This window comes from Asticcacaulis endophyticus (assembly GCF_014652575.1).
In the GTDB taxonomy this organism is placed as follows: Bacteria; Pseudomonadota; Alphaproteobacteria; order Caulobacterales; family Caulobacteraceae; genus Asticcacaulis; species Asticcacaulis endophyticus.
In genome coordinates, this window is the sequence record NZ_BMZB01000002.1 from 329,482 (window position 1) to 352,396 (window position 22,915).

25 protein-coding genes are annotated in these 22,915 nt (G+C 57.0%); 5 read left to right on the top strand and 20 right to left on the bottom strand.

The features are described 5' to 3' along the window. Window positions 1–34: 34 nt before the first annotated feature. Window positions 35–700, bottom strand: coding sequence for a COQ9 family protein (locus IE102_RS09930; RefSeq protein ID WP_189486337.1), 666 nt, complete (start codon window positions 698–700; stop codon window positions 35–37). A gap of 285 nt (window positions 701–985) precedes the next feature. Here IE102_RS09930 and rpsU point away from each other — a divergent pair, with 285 nt between their 5' ends. From rpsU to IE102_RS09945, 3 genes are all read left to right on the top strand, one after another. Beyond that, window positions 986–1,222, top strand: coding sequence for a 30S ribosomal protein S21 (rpsU, locus tag IE102_RS09935; protein WP_189486557.1), 237 nt, complete (start codon window positions 986–988; stop codon window positions 1,220–1,222). Window positions 1,223–1,326: 104 nt separating this feature from the next. Then, window positions 1,327–1,731, top strand: a complete 405-nt coding sequence (locus IE102_RS09940) for an acyl-CoA thioesterase (RefSeq protein ID WP_189486338.1) — start codon at window positions 1,327–1,329, stop codon at window positions 1,729–1,731. A 152-nt stretch (window positions 1,732–1,883) separates the two neighbouring features. Then, window positions 1,884–2,408, top strand: coding sequence for a hypothetical protein (locus IE102_RS09945; protein WP_189486339.1), 525 nt, complete (start codon window positions 1,884–1,886; stop codon window positions 2,406–2,408). Window positions 2,409–2,414: 6 nt separating this feature from the next. Here IE102_RS09945 and IE102_RS09950 read toward each other — a convergent pair whose 3' ends face one another. The 3 genes from IE102_RS09950 to IE102_RS09960 form a co-directional block, all read right to left on the bottom strand. Then, entirely contained in the window at window positions 2,415–3,179 is a 765-nt protein-coding gene (locus tag IE102_RS09950; protein WP_189486340.1) for a hypothetical protein, read from the bottom strand. A gap of 138 nt (window positions 3,180–3,317) precedes the next feature. After that, window positions 3,318–3,731: a DUF1801 domain-containing protein gene (locus tag IE102_RS09955; RefSeq protein WP_189486341.1), complete on the bottom strand. Its 414-nt coding sequence runs from the start codon at window positions 3,729–3,731 to the stop codon at window positions 3,318–3,320. Window positions 3,732–3,733: 2 nt separating this feature from the next. Continuing rightward, on the bottom strand, window positions 3,734–4,012 hold the full coding sequence (locus IE102_RS09960; protein WP_229807686.1) for a hypothetical protein: 279 nt from the start codon (window positions 4,010–4,012) through the stop codon (window positions 3,734–3,736). Window positions 4,013–4,143: 131 nt separating this feature from the next. Here IE102_RS09960 and IE102_RS09965 point away from each other — a divergent pair, with 131 nt between their 5' ends. Then, complete coding sequence (locus IE102_RS09965; RefSeq protein ID WP_229807687.1) at window positions 4,144–4,428, top strand: 1-deoxy-D-xylulose-5-phosphate synthase; 285 nt, start codon at window positions 4,144–4,146, stop codon at window positions 4,426–4,428. Between the two features lie 58 nt (window positions 4,429–4,486). On the opposite strand, the gene IE102_RS09970 is transcribed toward IE102_RS09965, so the two are convergent. From IE102_RS09970 to IE102_RS10010, 9 genes are all read right to left on the bottom strand, one after another. Beyond that, window positions 4,487–5,905: an NAD(P)(+) transhydrogenase (Re/Si-specific) subunit beta gene (locus tag IE102_RS09970; RefSeq protein ID WP_189486342.1), complete on the bottom strand. Its 1,419-nt coding sequence runs from the start codon at window positions 5,903–5,905 to the stop codon at window positions 4,487–4,489. Beyond that, window positions 5,905–6,240: an NAD(P) transhydrogenase subunit alpha part 2 gene (locus IE102_RS09975; RefSeq protein ID WP_189486343.1), complete on the bottom strand. Its 336-nt coding sequence runs from the start codon at window positions 6,238–6,240 to the stop codon at window positions 5,905–5,907. The genes IE102_RS09970 and IE102_RS09975 overlap by 1 nt, the downstream gene beginning before the upstream one ends. Then, window positions 6,227–6,622 carry a nuclear transport factor 2 family protein gene (locus IE102_RS09980; RefSeq protein ID WP_189486344.1) on the bottom strand — a complete coding sequence of 132 codons (396 nt, stop codon included), beginning with the start codon at window positions 6,620–6,622 and terminating at the stop codon, window positions 6,227–6,229. Before IE102_RS09980 ends, IE102_RS09975 begins: the two co-directional genes overlap by 14 nt. Continuing rightward, window positions 6,619–7,758 (bottom strand): Re/Si-specific NAD(P)(+) transhydrogenase subunit alpha, encoded by a 1,140-nt coding sequence (locus tag IE102_RS09985; RefSeq protein ID WP_189486345.1) that lies wholly within the window; start codon window positions 7,756–7,758, stop codon window positions 6,619–6,621. The genes IE102_RS09980 and IE102_RS09985 overlap by 4 nt, the downstream gene beginning before the upstream one ends. Before the next feature lie 268 nt (window positions 7,759–8,026). Then, window positions 8,027–8,278, bottom strand: coding sequence for an aa3-type cytochrome c oxidase subunit IV (locus IE102_RS09990; RefSeq protein ID WP_189486346.1), 252 nt, complete (start codon window positions 8,276–8,278; stop codon window positions 8,027–8,029). Between the two features lie 84 nt (window positions 8,279–8,362). Further along, window positions 8,363–8,884 (bottom strand): protoglobin domain-containing protein, encoded by a 522-nt coding sequence (locus tag IE102_RS09995; RefSeq protein WP_189486347.1) that lies wholly within the window; start codon window positions 8,882–8,884, stop codon window positions 8,363–8,365. Window positions 8,885–9,040: 156 nt separating this feature from the next. Further along, the gene (locus IE102_RS10000; protein ID WP_189486348.1) at window positions 9,041–10,843 is read right to left on the bottom strand and encodes a M3 family oligoendopeptidase; all 1,803 of its coding nucleotides are present in this window, start codon (window positions 10,841–10,843) and stop codon (window positions 9,041–9,043) included. A 56-nt stretch (window positions 10,844–10,899) separates the two neighbouring features. After that, window positions 10,900–11,286, bottom strand: coding sequence for a hypothetical protein (locus tag IE102_RS10005; protein ID WP_189486349.1), 387 nt, complete (start codon window positions 11,284–11,286; stop codon window positions 10,900–10,902). A 9-nt stretch (window positions 11,287–11,295) separates the two neighbouring features. Further along, window positions 11,296–11,682 (bottom strand): hypothetical protein, encoded by a 387-nt coding sequence (locus tag IE102_RS10010; protein WP_189486350.1) that lies wholly within the window; start codon window positions 11,680–11,682, stop codon window positions 11,296–11,298. 262 nt (window positions 11,683–11,944) lie between these two features. On the opposite strand from IE102_RS10010, the gene IE102_RS10015 reads away from it, so the two are divergent. Then, window positions 11,945–13,432 carry a sigma-54-dependent transcriptional regulator gene (locus IE102_RS10015; protein WP_189486351.1) on the top strand — a complete coding sequence of 496 codons (1,488 nt, stop codon included), beginning with the start codon at window positions 11,945–11,947 and terminating at the stop codon, window positions 13,430–13,432. Window positions 13,433–13,530: 98 nt separating this feature from the next. Here IE102_RS10015 and IE102_RS10020 read toward each other — a convergent pair whose 3' ends face one another. The 7 genes from IE102_RS10020 to IE102_RS10050 form a co-directional block, all read right to left on the bottom strand. After that, a complete protein-coding gene (locus IE102_RS10020) occupies window positions 13,531–14,115 on the bottom strand; it encodes a DUF3833 domain-containing protein (RefSeq protein WP_189486352.1) in 585 nt (194 codons plus the stop codon). 211 nt (window positions 14,116–14,326) lie between these two features. After that, a complete protein-coding gene (locus IE102_RS10025; protein WP_189486353.1) occupies window positions 14,327–14,722 on the bottom strand; it encodes a hypothetical protein in 396 nt (131 codons plus the stop codon). A gap of 23 nt (window positions 14,723–14,745) precedes the next feature. Further along, window positions 14,746–16,563, bottom strand: a complete 1,818-nt coding sequence (gene lepA / locus IE102_RS10030; protein ID WP_189486354.1) for a translation elongation factor 4 — start codon at window positions 16,561–16,563, stop codon at window positions 14,746–14,748. 52 nt (window positions 16,564–16,615) lie between these two features. Beyond that, entirely contained in the window at window positions 16,616–17,464 is an 849-nt protein-coding gene (locus IE102_RS10035; protein WP_189486355.1) for a hypothetical protein, read from the bottom strand. Window positions 17,465–17,553: 89 nt separating this feature from the next. Continuing rightward, window positions 17,554–18,339: a hypothetical protein gene (locus IE102_RS17985; protein ID WP_189486356.1), complete on the bottom strand. Its 786-nt coding sequence runs from the start codon at window positions 18,337–18,339 to the stop codon at window positions 17,554–17,556. Beyond that, window positions 18,336–20,243: an Svx/AvrXca family virulence/avirulence protein gene (locus tag IE102_RS10045; RefSeq protein WP_189486357.1), complete on the bottom strand. Its 1,908-nt coding sequence runs from the start codon at window positions 20,241–20,243 to the stop codon at window positions 18,336–18,338. Before IE102_RS10045 ends, IE102_RS17985 begins: the two co-directional genes overlap by 4 nt. A gap of 21 nt (window positions 20,244–20,264) precedes the next feature. Continuing rightward, entirely contained in the window at window positions 20,265–22,631 is a 2,367-nt protein-coding gene (locus tag IE102_RS10050) for a glycoside hydrolase family 127 protein (protein WP_189486358.1), read from the bottom strand. Window positions 22,632–22,915: the final 284 nt, after the last annotated feature.

Below are 22,915 nucleotides of genomic sequence, written 5' to 3' on the forward strand. Positions count from 1 at the left end.
GACCGTTTACGGTCGGGGTGGTGGGGGCTCTTACTTAACTTTGTGCGGGTTCAGTTTTCGCCTTGCCGAAGCGTAAGGCGCCGACCTTGGCGGCGATATCGAGCATGGTCTGTTCGGGTTTGAAACCAGATTTCGCCTTGAACTTTTCGTAGGCCATGACCGCGTCGATATTTCGCGCGATCTGGTCGTCCTGTGCGGCCTTGCCTTGCGCCAGTCGGGTGGTCAGCGCCGTGGTCAGAATCCCCGATACAATCAGCCGCTTGGAATAGTGGTTTTCATCCAGCGCCTGATCGCCAGCCTTGCGCCAGATCATGTCGGCGCTGTCCCACACCAGAGATTTCAGCAATCCCAGATGCTGCGGCAGCATCAGATAACCGAACAGGCGGTGGGTGACCGATTCTTCAACCGCGGCCTGATCCAGCCGCGCGGTTAGCAAAAAAGATATCTTCTCACGCACCTTCATGCCCATCATGTCGGTGGCCTCAACCACGGCCAACCAAGCCGCATCATGGCTGCGCCACAGTACAGCCGCGATATCGCGCGGCCCGTTGGGGCAGATCAGGTCGGATTCGGCGGGTGTCAGGCCGATATGGGCGGCGGCGCGGCGCAAACTCGTGCTATTGAGGCCCAAATCCGGCATCAATTTCGCGGTGGCGGCAGCCAGATCGGCTTCGAGGGCTTTGAGGGGTGAGGTCGTCATGGCTCCAAAGATACCCCTAAACCCCCGTCGCGCCAAGGGATTGGTAGCCGTGTGCGGCATTATGGCAAATTTCGCGCGAAATGCGCTTTTTCTTGTGCCAGTTTGGCTAGACTCCTTGGTTGGGTTGTTGTATGTGCACTCCCCTACATGCCCGCAGACTGGTGTTTGCGGGTTTTCAGATTTTAATTGACCACGGTTGCTATCGCTTCATTCAGAGGGGCTGGTCGTAACCAGTCGCCGATCCGGGCAAGCCCCTCGGCATCAAGCAAGAATGGAGAGATTCCTCTGGTTCAGATTTTTGTCCGTGACAACAACGTCGATCAGGCCCTGAAAGCCCTCAAGAAGAAGATGCAGCGTGAAGGTTCCTTCCGCGAAATGAAGCGTCACGTACACTATGAGAAGCCCTCCGAGAAGCGCGCCCGTCAGCAGGCTGAAGCCGTGCGTCGCGCCCGCAAGCTGGCCCGCAAGCGTCTTCAACGCGAAGGTGGCGCGCCTATGCCCGCCCGCCCAGCGCGCGCTTAATTTACACCGCGCCTAAAGACACGTAATCTATTGCAGATATAAAAGCGTTGTGATCATCTGGTTGCAACGCTTTTTCTATAAGTTTAAACTGAGACGCCCGACCCATGTCCAACGACGCCCCTGACGCTATCCCTGAGCCCGGCGAGTTTGAACTGGCCATCCGCTCGATCGCCATGCCGTCCGATACCAATCCGGCGGGTGATATCTTTGGTGGCTGGCTGATGTCGCAGATGGACCTGGCGGCGGGCAATGTCGCCGGACGCAGGGCACGGGGGCGGTGCGCCACTGTGGCGGTTGACCGGATCGTGTTTCTGACGCCGGTCCATGTCGGGGATGAGGTCACCGTCTATGCGCGCCTGATCTCCACCGGCCGCACCTCGATGAAGTTTGAGGTCGAAGCCTATCGCCGCTCCCGCGACGGCGATGAGCGCATCAAGGTGACCGAAGCGGTGTTTACGTTTGTGGCGATTGATTCCGGTGGTCGGCCGCGGCCACTTCCACACCACTAAATTGCGCAGGGTGCCGCTTTTGCTGTTCGCCAAAGGGTAAACAAACAATTGACCGCAACCCAAAGCCCTGACATCTTGGCGGTTCAAGAATGTGCCCAAAATGGGGCGAGCCTGTAACCCTAAGCGTACAGGTTGTGGGGGTAAGAAAACCTATGGCTCAGACAAGTTTTAGCGATGTGATGCGGCGCTGGCTGCTGGAGTGGGATGACGAAAAGACCCGTCGCGCTTTGGTGAGCACGCTGGCGGTTTTGCTGGGCTTGCTGCTGGGGATGGTGCTTCAGACCATTTTCAAGGAAGTCGGCGATTATCTGTTTCCGCCACCGCCGCTGCTGGACATGGTCACCCCCGAAGAGCGTCTGGAGCTGATGGGCACCATCCCATCGGCGGCCTTTGTCATCACGCTGGTGTCGTGGGCGGTCGGGGCCCTGTTTGGAGCCTATGTGGCGGTCCGGGTCGCCAAGACCGGGCAATATCCCGGCTGGATCGTCGGCATACTGCTGTTTGCCGGTGATCTGATGACGATCATTTCCACGCCCCATCCGATGTGGTTCAACCTGATCAGCGTGCCGTTGGTGGCCGTGTCGGCCTTTGTCGGCGCATGGCTGGGCTATGTCGTGCTGCATCAGCAGTATGTGCGCGCCCAGCGCCGCGCCGCCGCCCGTCAGGAAATCGCTTAGGGCCTATTACGGGTTATCGATTTCGATGCGCTGAGGCACGCGCTCGAAGTTCAGCGTTGTGGCCCCCGGATAATCGGACGGGTAGAAATAGGGCGTGCCGGACGGGTATTCGCCCTTGGTAGTCATGGGTAAGGTTTTGACCTGACCGTTCGACAGCGTGACCGTGCCTTTGCCGGCGCCCGCAAAGAACACCCGGTCGGGCAGGGAAATCAGCATGGCGGCGGGACCGGCGGCTTTTTTGCCGACGGTCTGGGTCTGGTTGACGGCCTTGGTCATGTCAGCGGCCGACAGGGTGCGGGCCGGGGATTGGGTGGAATAGACCTTAAGCTTCATGGCCAGCGAGACATTGTTCGGGCCGGTCGCCACCACCACGGCATTGCGGTTGAGCTGCGCCAGCGTCGGCAGGGGCGTGATGCGGTTGTCGGGACCAAGGGTCAGCTTGGTGATATTGGCGCCGTCCTTAAGCTTGAAATCGAGGGCGCTGACCGGGACGTGCTTGACGCGCACCACATAGGCCAACTGGATCTGATCGCGGGCCGAGGCGGGCTGAGCGAGAAAGCCTTTGAGCAACGGAAACAGGCGCGAGGCAGGGACTTCCTTGGTCTCGATCTGGCCAACGGGGGCGGCCTCTGCGATTACCGGCGACAGAGCGACACCCAGCGCCGTCAGGCCAAACATGGCGGCAGCGAGAGGGGCCGCAAGGGCTTTCGAGGATAAGGCTTTAGCCTTAACAACGGGGGCGGCGGTTTTCGTGTGCATCATCGTTTCCATGGTTCGTCTTTACAGGCGTCATATGACCATAGTTGGGCTGAATGGAAGATGAACCCCTAAATTTCAGTTTTGACGCGCATTTGATTCCGAAAACCGCCTAACGCTTTTGGCTACACCGAACTTCGTTTCGGAATGCGCTTAATATCTCGCCTTCATCGCCTCATAGCCCCAGCGGATCAGAGCCCGCAGCCGGTCGGTATCCACATCCTTTAGCGACTTGAGGTAAAGGCACGATACGCTGGTCTTATACTTGCCTAAACCGTCCATAAGGTCGGGACGCTCAGAAAACCCCGGCATGATATAGAGCGTCAGGTTGGCGGCGCGCGGTGAAAAGCCGGTCAGGGGCCAGTCGGCGGGCTTTTTAGTCGTATTGATATAGGTATAGCGGCCAAAACCGACGATAGAAGCCCCCCACATGACCGGCGGCTCCCCGGTGACCTCGGCAAAGAGGGTGAGCAGGGCCTCACAATCAGCGCGCTTTTTCGGATCGGAAACGCTGGCGACGAAGGCGCTCGGATCAGCATCGGTGGGTTGGGTTTTAAGCTCGGCCATGATCAGTCCTTTGAGGCCGCCGCTCCGCCGCCCCAGATGGACAGGCCCAGCAGAAAGCCGAAATCGTACCAACGCCCAATATTGGGGACGGCGTACATGCGGATGTCATCGTTAAACAGGCTGATGACAAAGCTGATGGGGGCGATCAGCCCGTGCCACAGCCCCATCCAGAAGGCGGGCCCGCCCGGCGTGCCTGCGGGTTGATGGGCCATGCAGGCGCTTAAGGCCAATGCGGTGACCAGCGCCGCGCCAAAGGTGATCAGCCGTGTGGCTTTTGTCATGCGCCCCTCCCGTTCGGGGGGAGGATAACGCCTCAACCTCGCGTGTGTCGAGGTCAGAACGTATGGCGGTTGGGGGCATTGCCATAAGCCACCAGATTGTCCAATATTACCGAATGACAAAGACGCGAATTATGTACATCGAAAATAAGTCCGACTCTCTGAATGGTGAGGCGTGGATAGGACGTGTCACCTTCTCTAAGACAGGTAAGTCGTTAAGCTATCGTGGCCGGACTTTTCGGAGTTTGAAAGGTACGGGCTTTAAAGCCAACTACGCCGATGTGGACACAGGCGAAGAGTTCTGGATTTCCGGCCCTCGAAAGGACGGACAGGACAGACTATATGGCGGCAATATTCCACCCGTAAATATCGATGCGGATGTTGCCGATGAATATTGGTCTGACATCCGAAATAAGTAAGTTGAGAGCCAGCGTTGCCGCTGGCTCCCAGTTTCGGGTGCAGGGGGCTTGCCCCTTGCTACAAAGCTTTCACGATGCCTTCGACCATTTTCTTCGCGTCGGCAAACAGCATCATGGTGTTGTCGCGGAAGAACAGTTCGTTCTCCACGCCGGCATAGCCTGACGACATACCGCGCTTGACGAACAGGACGGTGCCGGCCTTTTCGACATCGAGGATCGGCATACCGTAGATGGCCGAAGTCTTATCGGTCTTGGCCGCCGGATTGGTGACGTCGTTGGCCCCGATAACAAAGGCAACATCGGCGGTGGCGAACTCTGAGTTGATGTCTTCAAGCTCGAAAACTTCATCATAGGGGACGTTGGCTTCGGCCAGCAGTACGTTCATGTGACCGGGCATACGGCCAGCGACGGGGTGGATGGCGTATTTGACTTCCACACCTTCTTCTTTGAGCTTGTCGGCCATTTCACGCAGGGTGTGCTGGGCTTGGGCGACCGCCATACCGTAGCCGGGGACGATGATGACCTTTGAGGCGTTCTTCATGATGAATGCGGCGTCATCGGCCGAGCCTTGTTTCACAGGCCGCGTTTCGACCTTACCACCCGCTGCAGCGTCGGCTGTGGCCCCGAACCCGCCTAAGATGACCGAGATAAACGACCGGTTCATGGCCTTACACATGATGTAACTGAGGATCGCGCCGGATGAGCCGACCAGCGCGCCGGTGATGATCAGGGCTATGTTTTCCAGCGTGAACCCTAAGGCCGCGGCCGCCCAGCCGGAGTAGGAGTTGAGCATGGAGACAACGACCGGCATATCTGCGCCGCCGATCGGGATGATGAGGGTGATGCCTAAGATCAGCGCCAGAGCAAAGATCGCCCAGAACGCCCAGGTCGCCTGACCCGCTGTTGAGATCAGCACGCCGATCAGCACCACAATGCCGACCCCAAGCGCGATATTGAGCAAGTGGCGGGCAGGCAGGATGATCGGTGCGCCCGACATATTGCCGTTGAGCTTGGCAAAGGCGATGACCGAGCCGGTGAAGGTGATCGCCCCGATGGCCACGCCCAGTGCCAGTTCGATGATCGACTGGATCTTGATGCCGCCAAGGCCATCCGCGATATGGAAGGCTTCGGGGGCATAGAGCGCACCTACGGCGACCAGACAAGCGGCCATGCCGACAAGGCTGTGGAAAGCGGCCACAAGCTGCGGCATGGAGGTCATGGAGACCTTTTTGGCGATGGTGGCCCCCGCAAAGCCGCCGATGGCGATGCCGCCGACGATCAGGCCGATGGTCACCGGATCAAGCTCGCCGCCGATAAACAGACCAATCAGCGTGACGCCGACCGCAATGGCCATGCCGATCATGCCGTAAAGATTGCCCTTACGGCTGGTTTCCGGCGACGACAGCCCGCGCAGGGCAAGGATGAACAGAACGCCGGACACCAGATAGGCGAGGGCAGAGATGTCAGAGAAGGTCATCAGTGTGCCCCTTCTTTTTTAACGGGAGCGTTACGCTCCTTCTTCTTGTACATAGCCAGCATCCGGCGCGTGACCATGAAGCCACCGAAGATATTGACCGCGGCAAAGGCTGAGGCGATGGCACCAGAGCCTTTGGATATCCATGCGTCTGATCCGGTGGCGGACGCCGCAGCGGCCAGCAAGGCCCCGACGATGATGACCGATGATATCGCGTTGGTGACGGCCATCAGCGGCGTGTGCAGGGCCGGGGTGACGCTCCACACCACGTAATACCCCACGAAAATGGCCAGTACGAAAATGGCCAGACGAAAGATGGTTGGATCAACGACTTCCATAGTTTTTCCTCTTAAGCGGGGCGATGGAATAGGCGACGCTGGCCGCACGGATCAGGCCGTCCTGATCATATTCGTGGGTTTCCGTCACGACGTGGCTGGATTGGTTGCGGTAGACCAAGGTGTTGTGCGCAACACCCTGACAATTGGCGATGCCTTCAAAATGCAGGTTCGGTACGCGCTCAAGGGCAGCCTTAACGTAGTGAAATAAGGCCTCGATACCGTTCAGGACGCCGTCTTCGGACAGGTCCATTCGGGTGACGAACGGCGATGAAAACACAATGTCGTCGGCATAAAGCTCGCAGATCCCTTGCGCGTCGCGGGCGTTCCAGGCGGCGTAAAAGGCCAGTTCGCGGGCGTGGGGTGTGGAGGCGTTAAGGCTCATGGGGTGGCTTTCAAAGAGGGATGGACGATGGCGCCATCCTTGGTGACCAGCGCGGCCTTGAGGATTTCATCCTCAAAATCCGGGGCTAAGGCACCGTCTTTGGTGATCAGAAGGCCCACAAACGCCTGAAGGTTCTTGGCATACAGGGCGGAGGCATCCGTGGCGATAGCTGTGACGATATTTGTCGGGCCATAGATTTTGACGCCGTTCACCTCAACGATCTGATCGGGGATGCAGCCTTCGACATTGCCGCCTTGCGGGGCCGCCAGATCAATCAGCACCGAACCGGGCTTCATCGAGGCGACCTGCTCTTTGGTCACGAGGATAGGTGCGGCGCGGCCGGGGATCAGGGCGGTGGTAATTACAATGTCCTGCTTGGCGATATGGGCGGTGACGAGGGCGGCCTGTTTGGCCTTATATTCCGCCGACATTTCCTTGGCATAGCCACCGGCGGTCTGGGCGTTTTTGAACTCTTCGTCCTCAACGGCGGTAAACTTGGCCCCCAGTGATTCGACCTGTTCCTTGGTGGCCGGGCGCACGTCGGTGGCGGAGACGACCGCGCCCAAACGACGGGCGGTGGCGATGGCCTGCAGACCCGCAACGCCGACGCCCATGATGAATGTCTTGGCCGGGGCGACCGTACCGGCGGCGGTCATCATCATCGGAAAGGCTTTGCCATAGAGGGCGGCGGCATCGATGACGGCGCGGTAACCGGCCAGGTTAGCCTGCGACGACAGGGCGTCCATGACCTGAGCGCGGGTGATGCGCGGCACAAACTCCATGGCATAGGCCGTGGCCCCCGCCTTGGCCAAGGCGGCGAGGGGTTCCTTTTCGCGATAGGCATCGAGCAGGGCGACAAGGTGCGCGCCGGGTTTCAGGGCGGCGATCTCAGCCGCCTCCGGCCCGCGCACCTTAAGCACGATATCGGCGGTTTTTATGGTTTCGGTGGCCGATTTGGCGATGTGCGCGCCTGCATCCACAAACGCCTGATCGGTGATGGCCGCCCCAAGACCTGCGCCGGTTTCAACCTGCACAGCTATGCCCGCGGCGGTCCATTTCTTCACGGTATCGGGGGTGGCGGCCACGCGGGTCTCACCGGCCCGCGTTTCCTTTGGTATGGCGATGGTAATGGCCACGTTCGCTCCCTTTTTGGCTTAACTGGCGCCAACCAAAGTATTCACGGCGTGCAAATACTCTCAATTGAAACCAGATGTGTCTCTGCGTACAAGTATTGCGTCATTATGGGGAAATAGTCACGCTGTCAAAGTGTGTTTATCAAATTTGAGACACCGGTGTCATTTTTGCGTATTGGTCTGACAATTAAAGTATTATTGTGCGGCGCACATGAAAACGCCCTGACATCCGGGACGTCAGGGCGCAAAACTTGTAAAACGCTATAAGGGTTTAGTGCTTGGCGTCAGGCTTGGTTTTCAGCATCAGCCAGCCAATAACCACAAGCGCACCTGTCGAAATCACCGCCGGAATAAAACCCGCACCCTTAACGGCGAACATGACGGTGATGAACAGAACAAACGCGGCGGTGCCGAGTGATCCCCACTTGGTCATGCCCATGAACAGGTTATATGAATTCTGCTGATCGTGGATATCCATCTCACCCTTGACGTAGTCGTTGTGAGAATCGTGATGTCCGGCCATGAGAGGTTCCCTGATAAATCTTATGTCTTACGGCTATTACAAAAGCCTGACGATCCGGTCAATACTAACCTATTGGCCACGCGGTTAAAGGAAAACAGAACTGCCGGCGTCAATATAGACCGAGATAGCATATTCCATATCGAGCAGGGCGATCTTGGTCACGGCAGCGATCAGGGCATAGAGCTTATCGGGTGTGTGGCCGGGATAATCCGCCGCAATCCGCGCATTGAGCAGAGCCAGAAACGCGCTGTAGCTGGCCATATAGTGGCTGGGTTGTATGCCTAAGCGGAAATGGACTTCGCCGACCCGGATGACGGCTGCGACATAATCGGGATCAAACTTCGCCTGTACCAGCCGTTGCCAGTGAATGAACTGCTGATCCTTGGCCCGCTCCATATGGGCGGCATCGCGGAAATGCTGGGCAATGGCATCGTGGCGGGAGACATGCTGGTAAAACTGATCAAGCACATCCGGCAGCAGAGAGACGATGAAATCCTGATGGTCTTGGATCGTGTGGCAGACGTCCTCATCAATCAGATGAAAATCCAGACGGCCATGAATATCGGTAATCGTATGGCCTTGGGTGACACGCGACGTGACGGACATGACGGTTTCCTTATGGGTACGCTACAAGCTCTAATTATCCACTCAAAGTTGATAACAAGGCGTAAAGTCCGCCGTCTTTTTGCCTAGTTGAGTGCCTCGAACTGGTCAATCCGGCTTTCCAGGTGGTTTTTTAGGTTTGACTGGAAAGCCTTTTAATCAGTTCAGGGCCTCAAACTGGTCGATCAGGCTTTCCAGTCGGGCACACCCCAATTTCCAGAACGCTTTTTCGCGTGGGTTCAGCCCGAACGGGGCCAAAGCCTCGATATAGGTCTTGGTGCCCCCGGCGGCCAGTAGCTGGGCATAAAGCGGCGTGAACCCAGCCGGGTCCTGACGGCGCTTTTCCATCAGGGAGGATACCAGCAAATCGCCGAAGCTATAGGCGTAGACGTAAAACGGTACATGGACGAAGTGGCTGATATAGGCCCACCAGTATTCATATCCATCGTTCAGTTTAATCGCGGGCCCTAGGCTTTCACCCATGATGTCTAGCCACAGGGCGTTCAGTTGATCAACGCTGACTTCGCCTTCCCTGCGGGCCGCGTGGAACCTCTCTTCAAAGCGGTGAAAGGCGATCTGACGAATGACGGAGTTGAGGCCATCCTCAATCTTACCGGCCAGCAGAGCCTTTTTTTCATCAGCCGTGGCACCCGCCACCAGATGCTCGAACACCAGACCTTCGGCGAAGATAGAGGCGGTTTCGGCCAGAGTCAGCGGTGTGTCGGCCAAGGTTGACCCCAGCGGGGCTGCGAGCGTCTGATGGACCGCATGGCCCAGTTCGTGGGCGAGGGTTAAGACTTCGCGCCGGTCGCCGGTGAAGTTGAGCATAACGTAAGGGTGGTGCGACGATGACACCGGATGGGCATAGGCCCCCGACGATTTCCCGGCCCGCGGGGCGGCATCGATCCACGGCTTTTCAAAGAACACGCGGGCGCGGGCTTCGAAATCGCCGCCCATCTGGGCAAAGCTTTTGAGGACGATGGATTTGGCCTCATCCCAGCTATATTTTTTCTGGACGTCACTGGTGATCGGGGCGTTACGGTCCCAGAAATCGAGCTGCTTTTTGCCCATCAGTTTGGCCTTGAGGGCATAGTAACGGTGCGAAAGGGCGGCGTAGGATTCGCTGACCGCCTCGGCCATGGCATCGACCGCGTCGGCATCGACTTCGTTGGCGAGGTGGCGGGACGAGGCGGGCGTTGAGTATTTGCGCCAGCGGTCGTCGATCTGCTTTTCAAACGCCAATGTGTTGAGCGCCAGCGCCAGCACCGGCGCGTTGTCTTTTAACGCCGCACTCAGGCCGTTGGCCGCGGCTTTGCGTACCGAACTTTGCGGCGCTGCCAGTCGCGACAGGGCTTCATTGAGGGTCAGGGTGTCTTTGCCGACCTTGGCACGCAGGCGGGCCAGCGTCTCATCAAACAGGCGCGTCCATTGGGTGGTGGCGGGCATCCGCTCCAGCATCAGTTTTTCAAGCTCAGGCGACAGTTCGTGGGGCCGTCCGGCGCGGATACGGCGCAGCCAAGGCCGCCACTTAGACGCACGGCTGGATTTGAGCGCCTGCTCGATTTCCCAGTCCTCAAGCTTATTCAGTTCCAGATTAAGGAACAAAGTATCGGTCGACATCATGGCGACCTTGGCGCGCAGATCGGCATCCAGCTTGGCTATACGCGCATCTTCGCGGTTAAGCGTGGAGGCAAGGGTCGCATAGGCCATAGCCCCGCTCAAACTATCCATCGCCCGCTCATGCAGGGACGCCGCCTGATCGATTAACGCCCCCAATCGCTCGGCATCATGCCGTCCGGCCAGAAACGCGCCGTTTAGCTTGGCGAGGTCTTTTATGAGGCCCTGCGCCACCTCAAGGTCGGCATTGATGCGCGCATCATCCGGGCCACTATAGAGATCAGACAGGTCCCATACGGGCAATTGGGTTTCAGGATCGACGGGCAGGGGGGCGTTTTGGGTCATGTTGGCGTTCAACCACAACCGCTGTCAAAAATCGAGACAGAAATAACATTTCGTTATTAGTGTCCGCCTCTTGTGGTCGCAAGCCTCCAGCCTGTACCGGACATGCCTTTGGCGTTAGGGTCGATACAGCCCTTTTTCATCTGGGCGGTGCGAATGGCCCCAACCTGTTCATACAAGGCAATTTCGGCATCGTTCTTGGCAATCATGTTGCCGAGGCCAAAATCCCGGTTGATTCCAACCCATGTTGCAAAATCAGCCTGAGACAGATCAGCAATCGCCAGTTCCGTGCCTTGGGTTTCAAGCAGCTTTACATACAGTTCCCTGCACGTTGACTGCTCATATTCTTGGGCGGTCATGAAAGGCTCGATGGGGTAATTTTTGGTCGCGCAGCCAGACAGCAAACAGATGGATGCAAGCGGCAGCATATATTTTATGATTTTCATGGCCGTGTCCTATTCGATCACAGCACCAAAACGTGTCATATCGCGGTTTGACACGTCGGGTCCCACGGCACCACCGATGCACCCCTTGTCACGATAGGCCGCATTGATAGCCATCAAACGCTGGTTCACAACGCGCTCCGCATCATTGCGGGAGATGGCATTGGTAATACCCAGATCGCCCAGAAACGCCGCAACTGATCGGCCATTTACATCTGCGGTCTTAGCAATCTTGAGGCGGGCACCTTCCGCCTCGGTAAGTTTCACATACAACTCCCGACAGGTCAGCGTTTCGGCGGTGGCGGGAGTCATATATCCCGTCATGGGGTAGCGTTTTGTCGCGCAACCAGATGAAAATACAGCCGATGCTATAAGCACCAGCGCAGCGGTTTTTTTCATTGTTCCAAACCCCGATAAGCCCGTGGAAATAATGTCTGGGTATAGGAATAATGGGGAATGGTTGTGAATTTCTAAACAGGGTTGCGTTTGACGATTTTGATTAATGTTGAAATTACGTGTCAGACCCGTCCATCCGTACTGAAACGATACATTAACCACATGTCTTGACGTGATTTTCACCTGATGGGCGTAAACCTGTCTCAAAATAATCCGGTTTAGCGGAAATGTCCGCAACTGATAATTAGATGAGATGGGTGTTTACATGGCTAAGACGATACTGATCGCCGATGACGATCCGACGCAGCGTCGCCTGATTCAGGCCGTTTTGGAACGCGAAGGCTTTGGGGTGGTGCACGCTGAAAATGGCGCGCAGGCCTATGATCGCCTGTCGGGCGGGCAGACCATTGATGCGGTCATCCTTGATCTGGTCATGCCGGGGCAATCCGGCATCGACACCTTAAAAGACATTCGCGCCGCCGGTATCAAAACGCCGGTTGTGGTGCTGACCGCTTCGGGCGGGATCGACACGGTCGTCAAGGCCATGCAGGCCGGGGCGCAGGATTTCTTCATTAAGCCCGCGTCACCTGAGCGCATTGTCGTCAGCGTCCGTAACGCGCTGCAAATGGGCGATATGGTCGCCGAAGTTCAGCGGTTGAAGAAACACACCACGGGTCGTACGTCGTTTGATGATCTGGTGGGGGCGTCACAGGCCATGCTGATGGTCCGCCGTCTGGGTGAACGCGCTGCCAAGTCCAACATTCCCGTTCTGATCCTGGGTGAAAGCGGGGTGGGGAAGGAACTCATCGCGCGCGCCATTCAAGGCTCATCAGAGCGGGCGGGCAAACCTTTTGTCGCCGTCAACTGCGGGGCTTTGCCGGAAAATCTGGTGGAATCAATCCTGTTCGGCCACGAAAAAGGCTCCTTCACCGGCGCGTCGGATAAGCATCTGGGCAAGTTCCAGGAAGCCAACGGCGGTACTTTGTTCCTTGATGAAATCGGTGAACTGCCGCTGGATATGCAGGTCAAACTGCTGCGCGCGCTTCAGGAAGGCGAGATTGATCCGGTCGGCTCCAAACGTCCGGTCAAGGTCGATGTCCGCATCATTTCCGCCACCAACCGTAATTTGCAGGATCAGGTTAAGGCGGGTGCCTTCCGCGAAGACCTGTTTTACCGTCTGAACGTCTTTCCGGTCGATGCGCCGAGTTTACGCGAACGCCGCGAAGATATACCGGCGCTGGTGGAACATTTCATCCGCCGCTTCAATATCGAAGAAGGCAAGCGCGTCACCGGCGTGTCGCCCGAAGCGCTGCACATGCTGACCCAGTATGATTGGCCCGGCAATGTCCGTCAGTTGGAAAACACCATCTACCGCGCCATTGTGCTGTCGGATACGCCGCATTTACAGGCGTTCGATTTCCCGGCCATCAGCGGCCAGAGTGCGCCGATGCCGGCCCCGGCCAGCTATGCTACGGCGGTTGAGGCGGCCCCTGCGCCGACCTTGCCGCAGGTGATTGTTGAGCATCAGGCGGCCTTTAATGAACTGCATCAGGACGCGCCGGTGCGTATTCTGGACGACAAGGGGCACCTGCGTAAGCTTGAGGAGATCGAGCGCGACCTGATCGAACATGCCATCGGCGTCTATGCCGGTCATATGTCCGAAGTTGCGCGCCGCTTAGGCATTGGCCGCTCAACGCTCTATCGCAAAGTGCGCGACTGCGGCCTTGAGGGCATGGTCAAGGACGCGAGTTAAAATCGTAAAAAAGTCCTTCGCTGACGCTCAGTGTACTTTTTCACGGATTCATAAGGTCACATCAAAGTTCGGGGCGGCCCGTCACTTTGATGTGGCTTTTATTGTTGTGGAAACGATTTCCCCAATTCATCTGCGACAGGCCGATCCGCATCAGGCTTGATAAAGCTCAAGGTCGCGCGGCCGACATGGATGCCGAATTTCGAGACATCGGCGCGGTTGATCGCCACCCCATCGGCCACCAGATGCGACCAGTCATCGAACCTGAGTTTGATCGTTTTACCCTTATAAGGTACGTTCAGGTCATACTGGATGCGGATAGCATTGCCGCGATTGGTGATCTTGGCCACCCCTTCGACATCGCCGGCACGACCTTCGTAGAGGCCTTCGCCGGTCTTGGTGAACACCCAGGTACGGCGCTGGCGCTCACCGTCGCTCCACAAAAACTGCTCATCCAGCGTAAAGCCGCTGTTGGTCTTGGTGCCGTAGGTCACGACCGTAAAGGTGCGCATGACCTTGGATGAGCGATCCTCAAACGTCCCGTAGGCCAGAGTCTTGCCCGCGAAATACTCTTCGAGAACGAACTTCGGTTCCGGTTGAGAATTGGTGGCCATATCCAGTGACGCACAGGCCGACAGGGCAAACGCGCTGATGGCTGCGATGAGGGCGGCGGGACGAATGAACATGGCTGTGACTCCGGTTGTGAAAACTTACGCTTTCTACGAACGGGGGCCGATTTTGGACTGATTTATTAGAACCTCCCCTGATGCAGGGGAGGAGGAGGCCCAAAGGGCCGGAGGTGGGGTTAAACCCACTAAAGACTAACCCCCTCTTCTGTTTAAGCGCACTTAAACAGAAGCTCCCCCTGCCTCAGGGGGAGTTCTTAATAGGCTGTGGTTACCTATTTCGCTCTATCGTAACCGCCTTTTCAGCGACTAACCACATTTGGCGTGCAAACTGCCGCATAGCTGTAAGGTCGCTTTTCTCGGCATAAGTGGTCGGTATAAAACTCTCCAGACCCGTACTCAGCTTGCCGTGCCATTGCTGTAATCGAGCATACAATGCCGTAGCGTCATTTACGCCCGCGAAATAATCATCATTCCGGGCGTAAACATATGCGCAATTGCCATCGTTTATGATGCTGTAAATTGGCCCGGCCAGCGCGTCTTGCCAAATTTCGAGGTCGATCCAGCAGGAACGACCACGTTCGCTTTGCCAAGCGTATTGAGCCAGCGGAAAAATGTATGCAGCCTCAAATTCCGCAACAAGATTTGTTGGATTTTCACCACTCATGTAAGAAAGGCCGCCGTTCCCGATCAGTCATTATCCATCTTAAGCGCGGCAATAAAGGCTTCCTGCGGGATTTCGACCTTGCCGAATTGCCGCATCTTCTTCTTGCCTTCCTTCTGCTTTTCCAGAAGCTTTTTCTTGCGGGTGGCGTCACCACCATAACATTTGGCGGTCACGTCCTTGCGCAGAGCCCGGACGGTTTCGCGCGCGATGATCCGCCCGCCGATGGCCGCTTGAATCGGAATGACAAACAGGTGCTGCGGGATCAGGTCTTTCATCTTTTCGCACATGCCGCGGCCACGCATTTCAGCGCGGTCTTTGTGAACCAGCATCGACAGGGCATCGACCGGCTCGGCATTCACCAGGATCGACATCTTCACCAGGTCACCTTCGCGGTATTCCTCAATCGTATAGTCGAACGACGCATAGCCCTTGGAGATCGACTTCAGGCGGTCATAGAAATCGAACACGACCTCATTGAGCGGCAGATTATAGACGATCATGGCGCGGGTGCCGACGTAAGACAGGTCAAGCTGCACCCCGCGGCGATCCTGACATAGCTTGATGACCGCGCCCAGATAATCGTCGGGCGTGAAGATGGTCGCCTTGATCCACGGTTCTTCGATATGGTCGATCTTGACCACGTCGGGCATGTCGGCGGGATTGTGCAGGTCGATCTCATCGCCGTTGTTCATATAAATCTTATAGACAACAGACGGTGCGGTGGCGATCAGATCAAGATTGAACTCACGCGACAGACGTTCCTGAATGATTTCAAGGTGCAAGAGCCCCAAAAACCCGCAGCGGAACCCGAACCCAAGGGCGGCTGAGGTTTCCATCTCATAGGAGAAACTGGCGTCATTCAGGCGCAAACGGCCCATGGCGGCGCGCAGGTCTTCAAAATCGGCCGCATCGACCGGGAAGATACCGCAGAACACCACCGGTTGGACCTCTTTAAAGCCGGTCATGGCCTTGGCGGTCGGTTTGCGCTCATCGGTGATGGTGTCACCGACGGCGGCGTCAGAGACTTCCTTGATCTGAGCCGTGAAGAAGCCGATCTCACCGGGGCCAAGCGCCTCAACGTCGGTCGCCTTGGGCTGGAAAACCCCCAGCTTGTCGATCTTATAGGTCGCACCGGCGTTCATCAGCTTGACCTGCTGGCCGGGCTTCATCACGCCGTCAAACACCCGCACCAGAACGATCACGCCCAGATAAGCGTCGTACCAGGCATCGACCAGCAGCGCCTTAAGAGGGGCAGTGACATCGCCCTTGGGCGGCGGCAACTTGGCGACGATGGCCTCCAGCACGTCCTCAATCCCGATACCGGACTTGGCCGAACACAGCACGGCCTCACTGGCGTCAATGCCGATCACGTCTTCGATCTGGGCGCGGATACGCTCAGGCTCAGCCGCCGGCAGATCGACCTTATTCAGCACCGGCACGATTTCGTGGTTGTTATCAATCGCCTGATAGACGTTGGCCAGGGTCTGCGCCTCAACGCCCTGCGACGCATCGACCACCAGGATCGAGCCTTCGCAGGCGGCCAGCGACCGCGACACTTCGTAGGCAAAGTCAACGTGGCCCGGCGTGTCCATCAGGTTGAGGATATAGGACTTGCCGTCCTTGGCCTTATAGTTCAGGCGCACGGTCTGCGCCTTAATGGTGATGCCGCGCTCGCGCTCGATGTCCATATTGTCGAGCACCTGCTCCTTCATTTCCCGCGCGGTCAGGCCGCCGGTGAACTGGATCAGACGATCAGACAGGGTCGATTTCCCGTGGTCGATGTGGGCCACGATGGAAAAGTTACGGATATTGGACAAATCAGTTTTGGATTCTGCGCTCATGCGCGTGGCGATAGCATGGGGCGTAAGGAAAGGGAAGGCTGTGCCGCCTACATCACTGGTTTGGTTCTGGTTTCTCAGTGAACGTGATTGGCCACCTTAGAACGAGCTTTTTGGATTTTTGCTTAAGTTCTTTTTGGTCTTTAAAGCCTTGGAGCCATTCCTGATAATTCTCAATTGGAGGCAATAAGCCCATTGCTTCGGCTTTGTCAAAGGCAAGTATATTCAGTTTTGGCGGGTTGGTTTTGTGCTTTTTCTTATATTTATTTGTCAGCATGGTTCCGTGCTGTATAAGGTCTTCGCAGGCTATTTTGCTAAAAAATATAACGTCATCTGTGTATCGTTCTATGCTTTCTAGGGTGTCAGGATAGATTTTATTTGTTCCGAGTTCGTTTTTTATACCCAAAAAGAATTCTAATGATTTTATGGGGTCTATTTTTTCTCTCATTTCGTATATGTCGGAAATAAGTTTGTTTCTATGTTCAATCATTTCTTTAAGGTGAAATGAAGTTGAGTCTAATCTGAATATTGCTGATAATAGTCGGCCATTTACTGTAATATTTTCAATTGTGAAATTTTTTAACTGCTCTGTTGAAGTTAGTGGCGCTTTAAATGTTTCGTAATCAGCTGTAAAAGAAAAAACACCATCAATTGCAGGATTGTGCTTTTCAAATCTTGATTTTATTTCATTGTAGTTGCCGATCATTGGAATCGTCATCTGTTTTTTGAGGACAATGTAAGCGTTGCAGATGTCGGCGACTAACGTGATGGCGACGTTTACACTTCTAATCTCGTCTAAAATTAGTTCACGAGATTTAGCCGATTGCGCTATCTTGTGCGCACCCCAAGCACCAGCGAATGCGCCAAATAAGGCACTAAAAAATCCTCCGTTCAGAAAGCCCATAATCTTTCCTAGGAGGCTTATTAGTGCGTCAGAATCAATGTTCATACAGCTTTGAGTAGCATTACTGCTAAGCAAAGTACATGATCGCCTTAATAACTCTCCCCGATGATCTGGCCGTAGTTGATGACCTTGACGGCGTGGTCGTTTTTACGAACGGCGTTGCCCGCACCGCCGCCGGATCGGCTTAAGGACTGTCCGGCCATACCGGCATTGCCGCCGTTACCGCCCGGATTGCCCTTGGTGCCGCCAGCACCGCCCCCGGCTATGGTGCCGATGCGGCCTTTGTTGGCGACCTGATTATATTGATCTGTCGGATTGGTGGCTGAACCGGCCTCGCCTTCGCGACCGTTCGGGAAACCGCCTCCGCCGCCTGATCCGCCAACGCCGCTGCCATTGGCACCGGCACCGCCGCCACCTCCGGCTTTGAGCGAGCCCTTGGCTGTGACGATGATGTGGATTGGGGCGCGGGCAAAGATGGCATCGCCACCGCGTCCGCCGTCAGAAGCGCCCGGAATATCGCCGCCATTACCGCCGTCACCGCCACCACCGTAGACATTGCCGTCGACGATCAGCCACAGTTGGGCGTCCTTTGGCCATTCGCCGGTGTCGATGCCGTGACCACCGCCCGATGCGCCCAAGATATTGGTCTTGGCGGGCACGACAAAGGCAAAGCTGACCGGACTTTGGCCGGTGTAGCCTGACTTGTCGGCCAGAGCGCGCAGATTGGTGCGGCGGTTAGCGATGTCCGTGATCTGAATGACCTTGGTGTTGTCATCAGGCATGACGGGCGGCATAGCGGGCGCTGCCTGCCCCCATGAGACGGCGGGCAGGAGAGACAGGGCCGCCCCCGCCATGATAAACCTGCGCCGGATCATGGACGCCACACAAAATTAGGCTTGGCGGTGACACCGGCAGGTATAGCCGTAAGTTCTGACCCTTGTTTCGGATCGTTTTGCGACGCCTGATCGACCATGCCGGTATAGACGCCTTTGGAGAGTTTTGGCCCGCCGCGCACTTCGGCATCGCCGTAAATCTGGGCGGTGCCGGATATCTCCGTGCCGGGTTCAAACTCACCGATGCCCATAAAGGTGGTCTTCACCACCGCATTGTCTTTGACGACGACATTTTTGGAAATAACGCTCATGCCACCCACAACCGCATTGTCGGAGATGTCGCCGCCGGTGACGATGGCGTGGTCTTCGATGCGGGCATTGCCTGACACTTTGCCACCCAGAACGCGGGCATAGGGGCCGACGTATGCGCTTGAGGCAACATTGGCGGCATTGGCGACCCAGCCGCCGCCATTGGCGTGACGGTGGCCGCTGGCGGTTGGGTTAGGGGCACCCGCCTGAAAGCCTTCGGGTTTGGCGCCCTCAAGCTGCACCATCCACGGATAGCGGTAGAGCGAGTAATAGGCCTGATCCCATGCGATTTTCTGGTGGACCTTGGGCGTGCCGACCACGACCATATAGAGCGCCTTATCATCGGCCTTGACGGGGAAGATCATGTCACCTTCCGCGCCATCGACGGCGGGGCTGATGCGTGATTTGCCGTCCGCACCAATCGCCACCACGCCCCAACGCCAGTCGGAATTGGGATCAGCGACCGTGGCCGGTTCGTTATTCAGGCCGGGCAGGGTTGAGGCCGCTTTATCCTGCACCACGCCGCGGAAGGTGACGGTGACGCGGGTCGCCCCGGCATCTGGGTAAAGCCTGACCAAATTATAGCCCCAGCGCTGCGGTGCCCATAATTCTGGCACGGCAAAGCGGCCACCCGCCAGATCGATCGGATCAAGCTGGGTGACCCTGAGCGCGCGCTGACCGTCGCGGCTGTCGTATGAGCCATATGAGTTGCGGTAAACTGCGCCCTGATCGCTGCCATCGGGATTGATATAGTCCCAGTTGACATTGCTCAGCGCCCAGTTGCCGAAGACAGTGTTAAGCTCATCAATCGTCCATTTTTGATTACGCATCAGGATCGCAAAAACGTCTTCCTCAAGGTAGCCTGACTGGCCCGTGTCGATGGCGCCGGTCCAGATGTTATTGACGGCCTCATAGCCGTATTCGTTTTTCAGGTACTCCAGGAACTGCCAGTTGCAGTACCGGTCGCGGGTCGAGCCGTAATAGAGGTGCGGGAAGTTGACCAGCATTTCCGAGCAATGGACGTTGGAACGAAACTCCGGCAACTGATGGGTGATCCAGTTGGCGTGGCTTTCCCACAGCCAGCCGACATAGGGCGAATCGCGCAGGCCCCGCGTTGATCCTTGCAGGCCGTGGGCGAATTCGTGGGCCAGTCCCCAGTTGTCTTTCAGCGACAACGGGTGAATCCACATGCCCATGTCGCGGTCGCCGGTCGGGCCGCCCGATAACGCAAACGACGGATCAAGGTTGATATTGGCCTTGCCCTTAACAGTGGTGTCGCAATAGGGCGTCGGGAACTTAATCGGGCCCATATAGGCGGTCCAGATCTGCTCCAGCTTTTGACCGGCGGCGACCGCATCATTCATGTTGACCGTATCGCCCTTCCAGCGGAAGGCGTAGTGCGCGGTCTCATATCTGACGGCGGCTTCGTCAGGCGTGCCGGAGACAACCTTATAGTCACCCACCACGCAGCCGCTGGCGTCTACTGGCGGGTTGGTTGGCGGCGGGGTAGTCGGTGGTGTAACCGGCGGGGTTTGGGCCGAGGCTGATCCACCACCGCCACCGCAGGCTGACAGGGTAAGAGACAGTGACAGACAAAGCGCAATCGTAGAGGCGCTATGGTGCAGGGTGCGGATCATGTTCGGATTCCTGAGTGTGAATTATTTGGCGGTGAACAACAGCATACCAAAGACCATGCCGGTCGATCGTCCGCCGGACGGTTGCAGACGGATCAGCACCTGCGACTTGCCCTTGGTGAAGCGTTCCGGCACCGGATATTGCTCATCGAAGAACTCACCGGGTTTCGGGGCCGTCGCATGGGTGACGGTCGTCAGCTTTTCACCGTCGATCAGGATATCGTATTGGCGGCGGTCATCGCCCCAGTAGCTGGCCTGAAGGATCAGCGGCACATCGGGACGCACCTTCATGGTGAACTGCATGAAGCCGCCCTGACGGGCATCGCGGCCATAGCGGCCACGATAGCTGCCCGGCCAGGACACGTCGGATTCGAGATTATGGTCACGTTCCGGCTGCATTTCACCGAGGTGCATGACATCGACTGAGCGCGCCGCCAGGTCTTTCAGGCGGGCCTGTTCAGCGAGGAAGGCGGCTTCTTCGACCTTCCACTGGGCTTCGTCGAAGTTCTTGAAATAGACGGCGCTGCGGCGCTCATACTGGCTGTAGAATGGCACGAGGTTAAGCTCAGCCGGACGGCCGGAGCCTTCGGTGCGGAAGTGCGCTTTTTCAATCGCCACCGGCTTGATGGTCGCGATCAGGTCGTTGGCCACCAAGGCCGGTTCGGTGCCCTTGAACTCGGTTTCCACCGGCCCCAGATCACCGGCCAGAACCAGCGGGCCGTACAGGATGGCGCCGACCTTGGCGTCGTCGGTGGTGGCCTCAAAGCGCAGATCGAGCGGCAGGGTGAGGGTGGCCGAATCGCCCGCCGTCCACACGCGGTCGATGACCAGATAGCCGCCATCACGGGTGGCCTTGGCGGGCTTACCATTGACCGTAACCTCTGCCGATTTCGCCCAGCCCGGCACACGCAGGGCCAGCTTAAACCGTGTCGGGCGGCGGATCGAACTGACCGTCAGTTTCGAGGCACCGTCATAAGGATAGCGGGTATCGAGCGTTATCTGCGCGTTCTTAGCCGCCCACTTGGCAGTCGATGGGATGTAGAGGTTGACGAACAGGGCGTCTCCTCCCTCCCAGAAGATCGATTCCCCGTGCTTGGCGTGGCTTTCCATGCCGGTGCCGTGGCAGCAGGTCCAGTTATCGAACGGGCTGGAGAAGCCGCGCTCCGCCCCGGTAAACAGCGGAGTCATATAGCTGAACATGCCGGTCTTTGGGTTCTGTTGCGACAGGACGTGGTTGAAGTGGGCCCGCTCGAAATAGTCGAAATAGCTTGAATCCGTGTTCCAGCTATAGAGGCTGCGCGTCAGCTTGAGCATATTGTAAGTGTTGCAATGCTCGCACGTCGCTTCGGTAATGTGTTTTGAGATGGTGTCGGGCGCGAAGAAATACTCGCGATCAGCATTGCCGCCGATGACATAGGAATGGTGCTTGGTGACCCGCTCCCAGAAGAACGACGTAGCCTTATGGTGCTCAGGCTTGCCGGTGATTTCATACAGCGTGGCTTCGGCCAGCAGTTTCGGCACCTGAGTATTGGCGTGGTTGCCGCCGAGCTTATCCTCACCGGCCATTAGCGGGTCGATGATGCGCTTATGGTGCATACGGTTGGCCAGAGCCAGCCAGCGCGGGTTATTGGTGCGGCGGTGAAGCTCGGCAAAGCTGTCGTTCAGCCCGCCAAATTCGCAGTCGAGCACCTTTTGGACCTGCTCATCGTTGAGCGCCGCAAAGACTTTATCGATATAGACGCCCAGCTTTTCGCCGACATAGAGGCCCTTATTGATGCCGCAAAAGGTCTGCGCATCGAACAGGCCGCCATAAAGCTTATGCCAGTTATAGAGCGGCACCCAGCAGCCGTTAAGATCAAAGCCGGCCGAGCGGATATCGCCGGCCATGATTTCGGGGAAGATTTCCTTGCCGTCAACGACCGTGCCGTCCTTACGCTTACGGGTGAAGCCGGCGACATAGCCGTCGCCCTGCATGCCCTGAATTAGCGCCAGTTCGTCAATGATATAGACGGCGCGGGTCTTAAACTCGGGATTGCCGGTCGAGGCATACATTAAGGAGATGGCCGACAGATAATGCCCCAGGCTGTGACCGGCGATAGTGTCGCGCTCCCACCCGCCGTAGATTTCGGCTTTCGGTGTCAGGCCCGCACCCTTGCGGTAGTTATGCAGCAGGCTGTCGGCATTGACCGTCAGCAGGTACTTTTCATTGACATCGACCGCGGTTTTGAAGTCCGAAGCGAGCAACCGCACGTCCGACAGCGGCAATGACTTTGCCTTTTGTGGCAGTAATTTCGAGGCAGTCTGCGCCATGGCGGGCAGGGCCGTCAGGGCGGTCAAACCGGCGGCTCCGCACAGCAGGCGGCGGCGGGACGTGAGGGCAAATGAGGGCATATGGGTCTCCAATATTGCGTCAAGTTGTATACAATATACGGATATATGCAAGGCTTTACGCAGACAATTGGGTGAGTTTGTACCGAGGTCTGCCGATGAATCGCCTCTTGGAGCATTTGAGGGAAGTTCGGCTCCAAATTTTGTATTCCGTATATGGTATCCGTTGTCGTGCGCCGCTAAATGCAAAAATGTGCCGCTATAACAGAAGCTTGTTTATTTGAGACGCGGCCTATCATAGGTGAAAACTGCGTGGCATAACCGCAACACTATTTGTCCGGTTAATA

What these genes read in the sequence shown, in the direction of transcription:
- IE102_RS09990 (WP_189486346.1), bottom strand. Translation starts at nt 8,278, where the DNA reads ATGGCCGGACATCACGATTCTCACAACGACTACGTCAAGGGTGAGATG.
- IE102_RS10005 (WP_189486349.1), bottom strand. Translation starts at nt 11,286, where the DNA reads ATGAAAATCATAAAATATATGCTGCCGCTTGCATCCATCTGTTTGCTG.
- IE102_RS09930 (WP_189486337.1), bottom strand. Translation starts at nt 700, where the DNA reads ATGACGACCTCACCCCTCAAAGCCCTCGAAGCCGATCTGGCTGCCGCC.
- IE102_RS09980 (WP_189486344.1), bottom strand. Translation starts at nt 6,622, where the DNA reads ATGAGCCTTAACGCCTCCACACCCCACGCCCGCGAACTGGCCTTTTAC.
- IE102_RS09955 (WP_189486341.1), bottom strand. Translation starts at nt 3,731, where the DNA reads ATGGCCGAGCTTAAAACCCAACCCACCGATGCTGATCCGAGCGCCTTC.
- IE102_RS09975 (WP_189486343.1), bottom strand. Translation starts at nt 6,240, where the DNA reads ATGGAAGTCGTTGATCCAACCATCTTTCGTCTGGCCATTTTCGTACTG.
- IE102_RS10020 (WP_189486352.1), bottom strand. Translation starts at nt 14,115, where the DNA reads ATGTTCATTCGTCCCGCCGCCCTCATCGCAGCCATCAGCGCGTTTGCC.
- IE102_RS09965 (WP_229807687.1), top strand. Translation starts at nt 4,144, where the DNA reads ATGTACATCGAAAATAAGTCCGACTCTCTGAATGGTGAGGCGTGGATA.
- IE102_RS10035 (WP_189486355.1), bottom strand. Translation starts at nt 17,464, where the DNA reads ATGGGCTTTCTGAACGGAGGATTTTTTAGTGCCTTATTTGGCGCATTC.
- IE102_RS10015 (WP_189486351.1), top strand. Translation starts at nt 11,945, where the DNA reads ATGGCTAAGACGATACTGATCGCCGATGACGATCCGACGCAGCGTCGC.
- IE102_RS09960 (WP_229807686.1), bottom strand. Translation starts at nt 4,012, where the DNA reads ATGACAAAAGCCACACGGCTGATCACCTTTGGCGCGGCGCTGGTCACC.
- lepA (WP_189486354.1), bottom strand. Translation starts at nt 16,563, where the DNA reads ATGAGCGCAGAATCCAAAACTGATTTGTCCAATATCCGTAACTTTTCC.
- IE102_RS17985 (WP_189486356.1), bottom strand. Translation starts at nt 18,339, where the DNA reads ATGATCCGGCGCAGGTTTATCATGGCGGGGGCGGCCCTGTCTCTCCTG.
- IE102_RS10050 (WP_189486358.1), bottom strand. Translation starts at nt 22,631, where the DNA reads ATGCCCTCATTTGCCCTCACGTCCCGCCGCCGCCTGCTGTGCGGAGCC.
- IE102_RS10045 (WP_189486357.1), bottom strand. Translation starts at nt 20,243, where the DNA reads ATGATCCGCACCCTGCACCATAGCGCCTCTACGATTGCGCTTTGTCTG.
- IE102_RS09945 (WP_189486339.1), top strand. Translation starts at nt 1,884, where the DNA reads ATGGCTCAGACAAGTTTTAGCGATGTGATGCGGCGCTGGCTGCTGGAG.
- IE102_RS09970 (WP_189486342.1), bottom strand. Translation starts at nt 5,905, where the DNA reads ATGACCTTCTCTGACATCTCTGCCCTCGCCTATCTGGTGTCCGGCGTT.
- IE102_RS09995 (WP_189486347.1), bottom strand. Translation starts at nt 8,884, where the DNA reads ATGTCCGTCACGTCGCGTGTCACCCAAGGCCATACGATTACCGATATT.
- IE102_RS10025 (WP_189486353.1), bottom strand. Translation starts at nt 14,722, where the DNA reads ATGAGTGGTGAAAATCCAACAAATCTTGTTGCGGAATTTGAGGCTGCA.
- IE102_RS10000 (WP_189486348.1), bottom strand. Translation starts at nt 10,843, where the DNA reads ATGACCCAAAACGCCCCCCTGCCCGTCGATCCTGAAACCCAATTGCCC.
- IE102_RS10010 (WP_189486350.1), bottom strand. Translation starts at nt 11,682, where the DNA reads ATGAAAAAAACCGCTGCGCTGGTGCTTATAGCATCGGCTGTATTTTCA.
- IE102_RS09940 (WP_189486338.1), top strand. Translation starts at nt 1,327, where the DNA reads ATGTCCAACGACGCCCCTGACGCTATCCCTGAGCCCGGCGAGTTTGAA.
- IE102_RS09950 (WP_189486340.1), bottom strand. Translation starts at nt 3,179, where the DNA reads ATGGAAACGATGATGCACACGAAAACCGCCGCCCCCGTTGTTAAGGCT.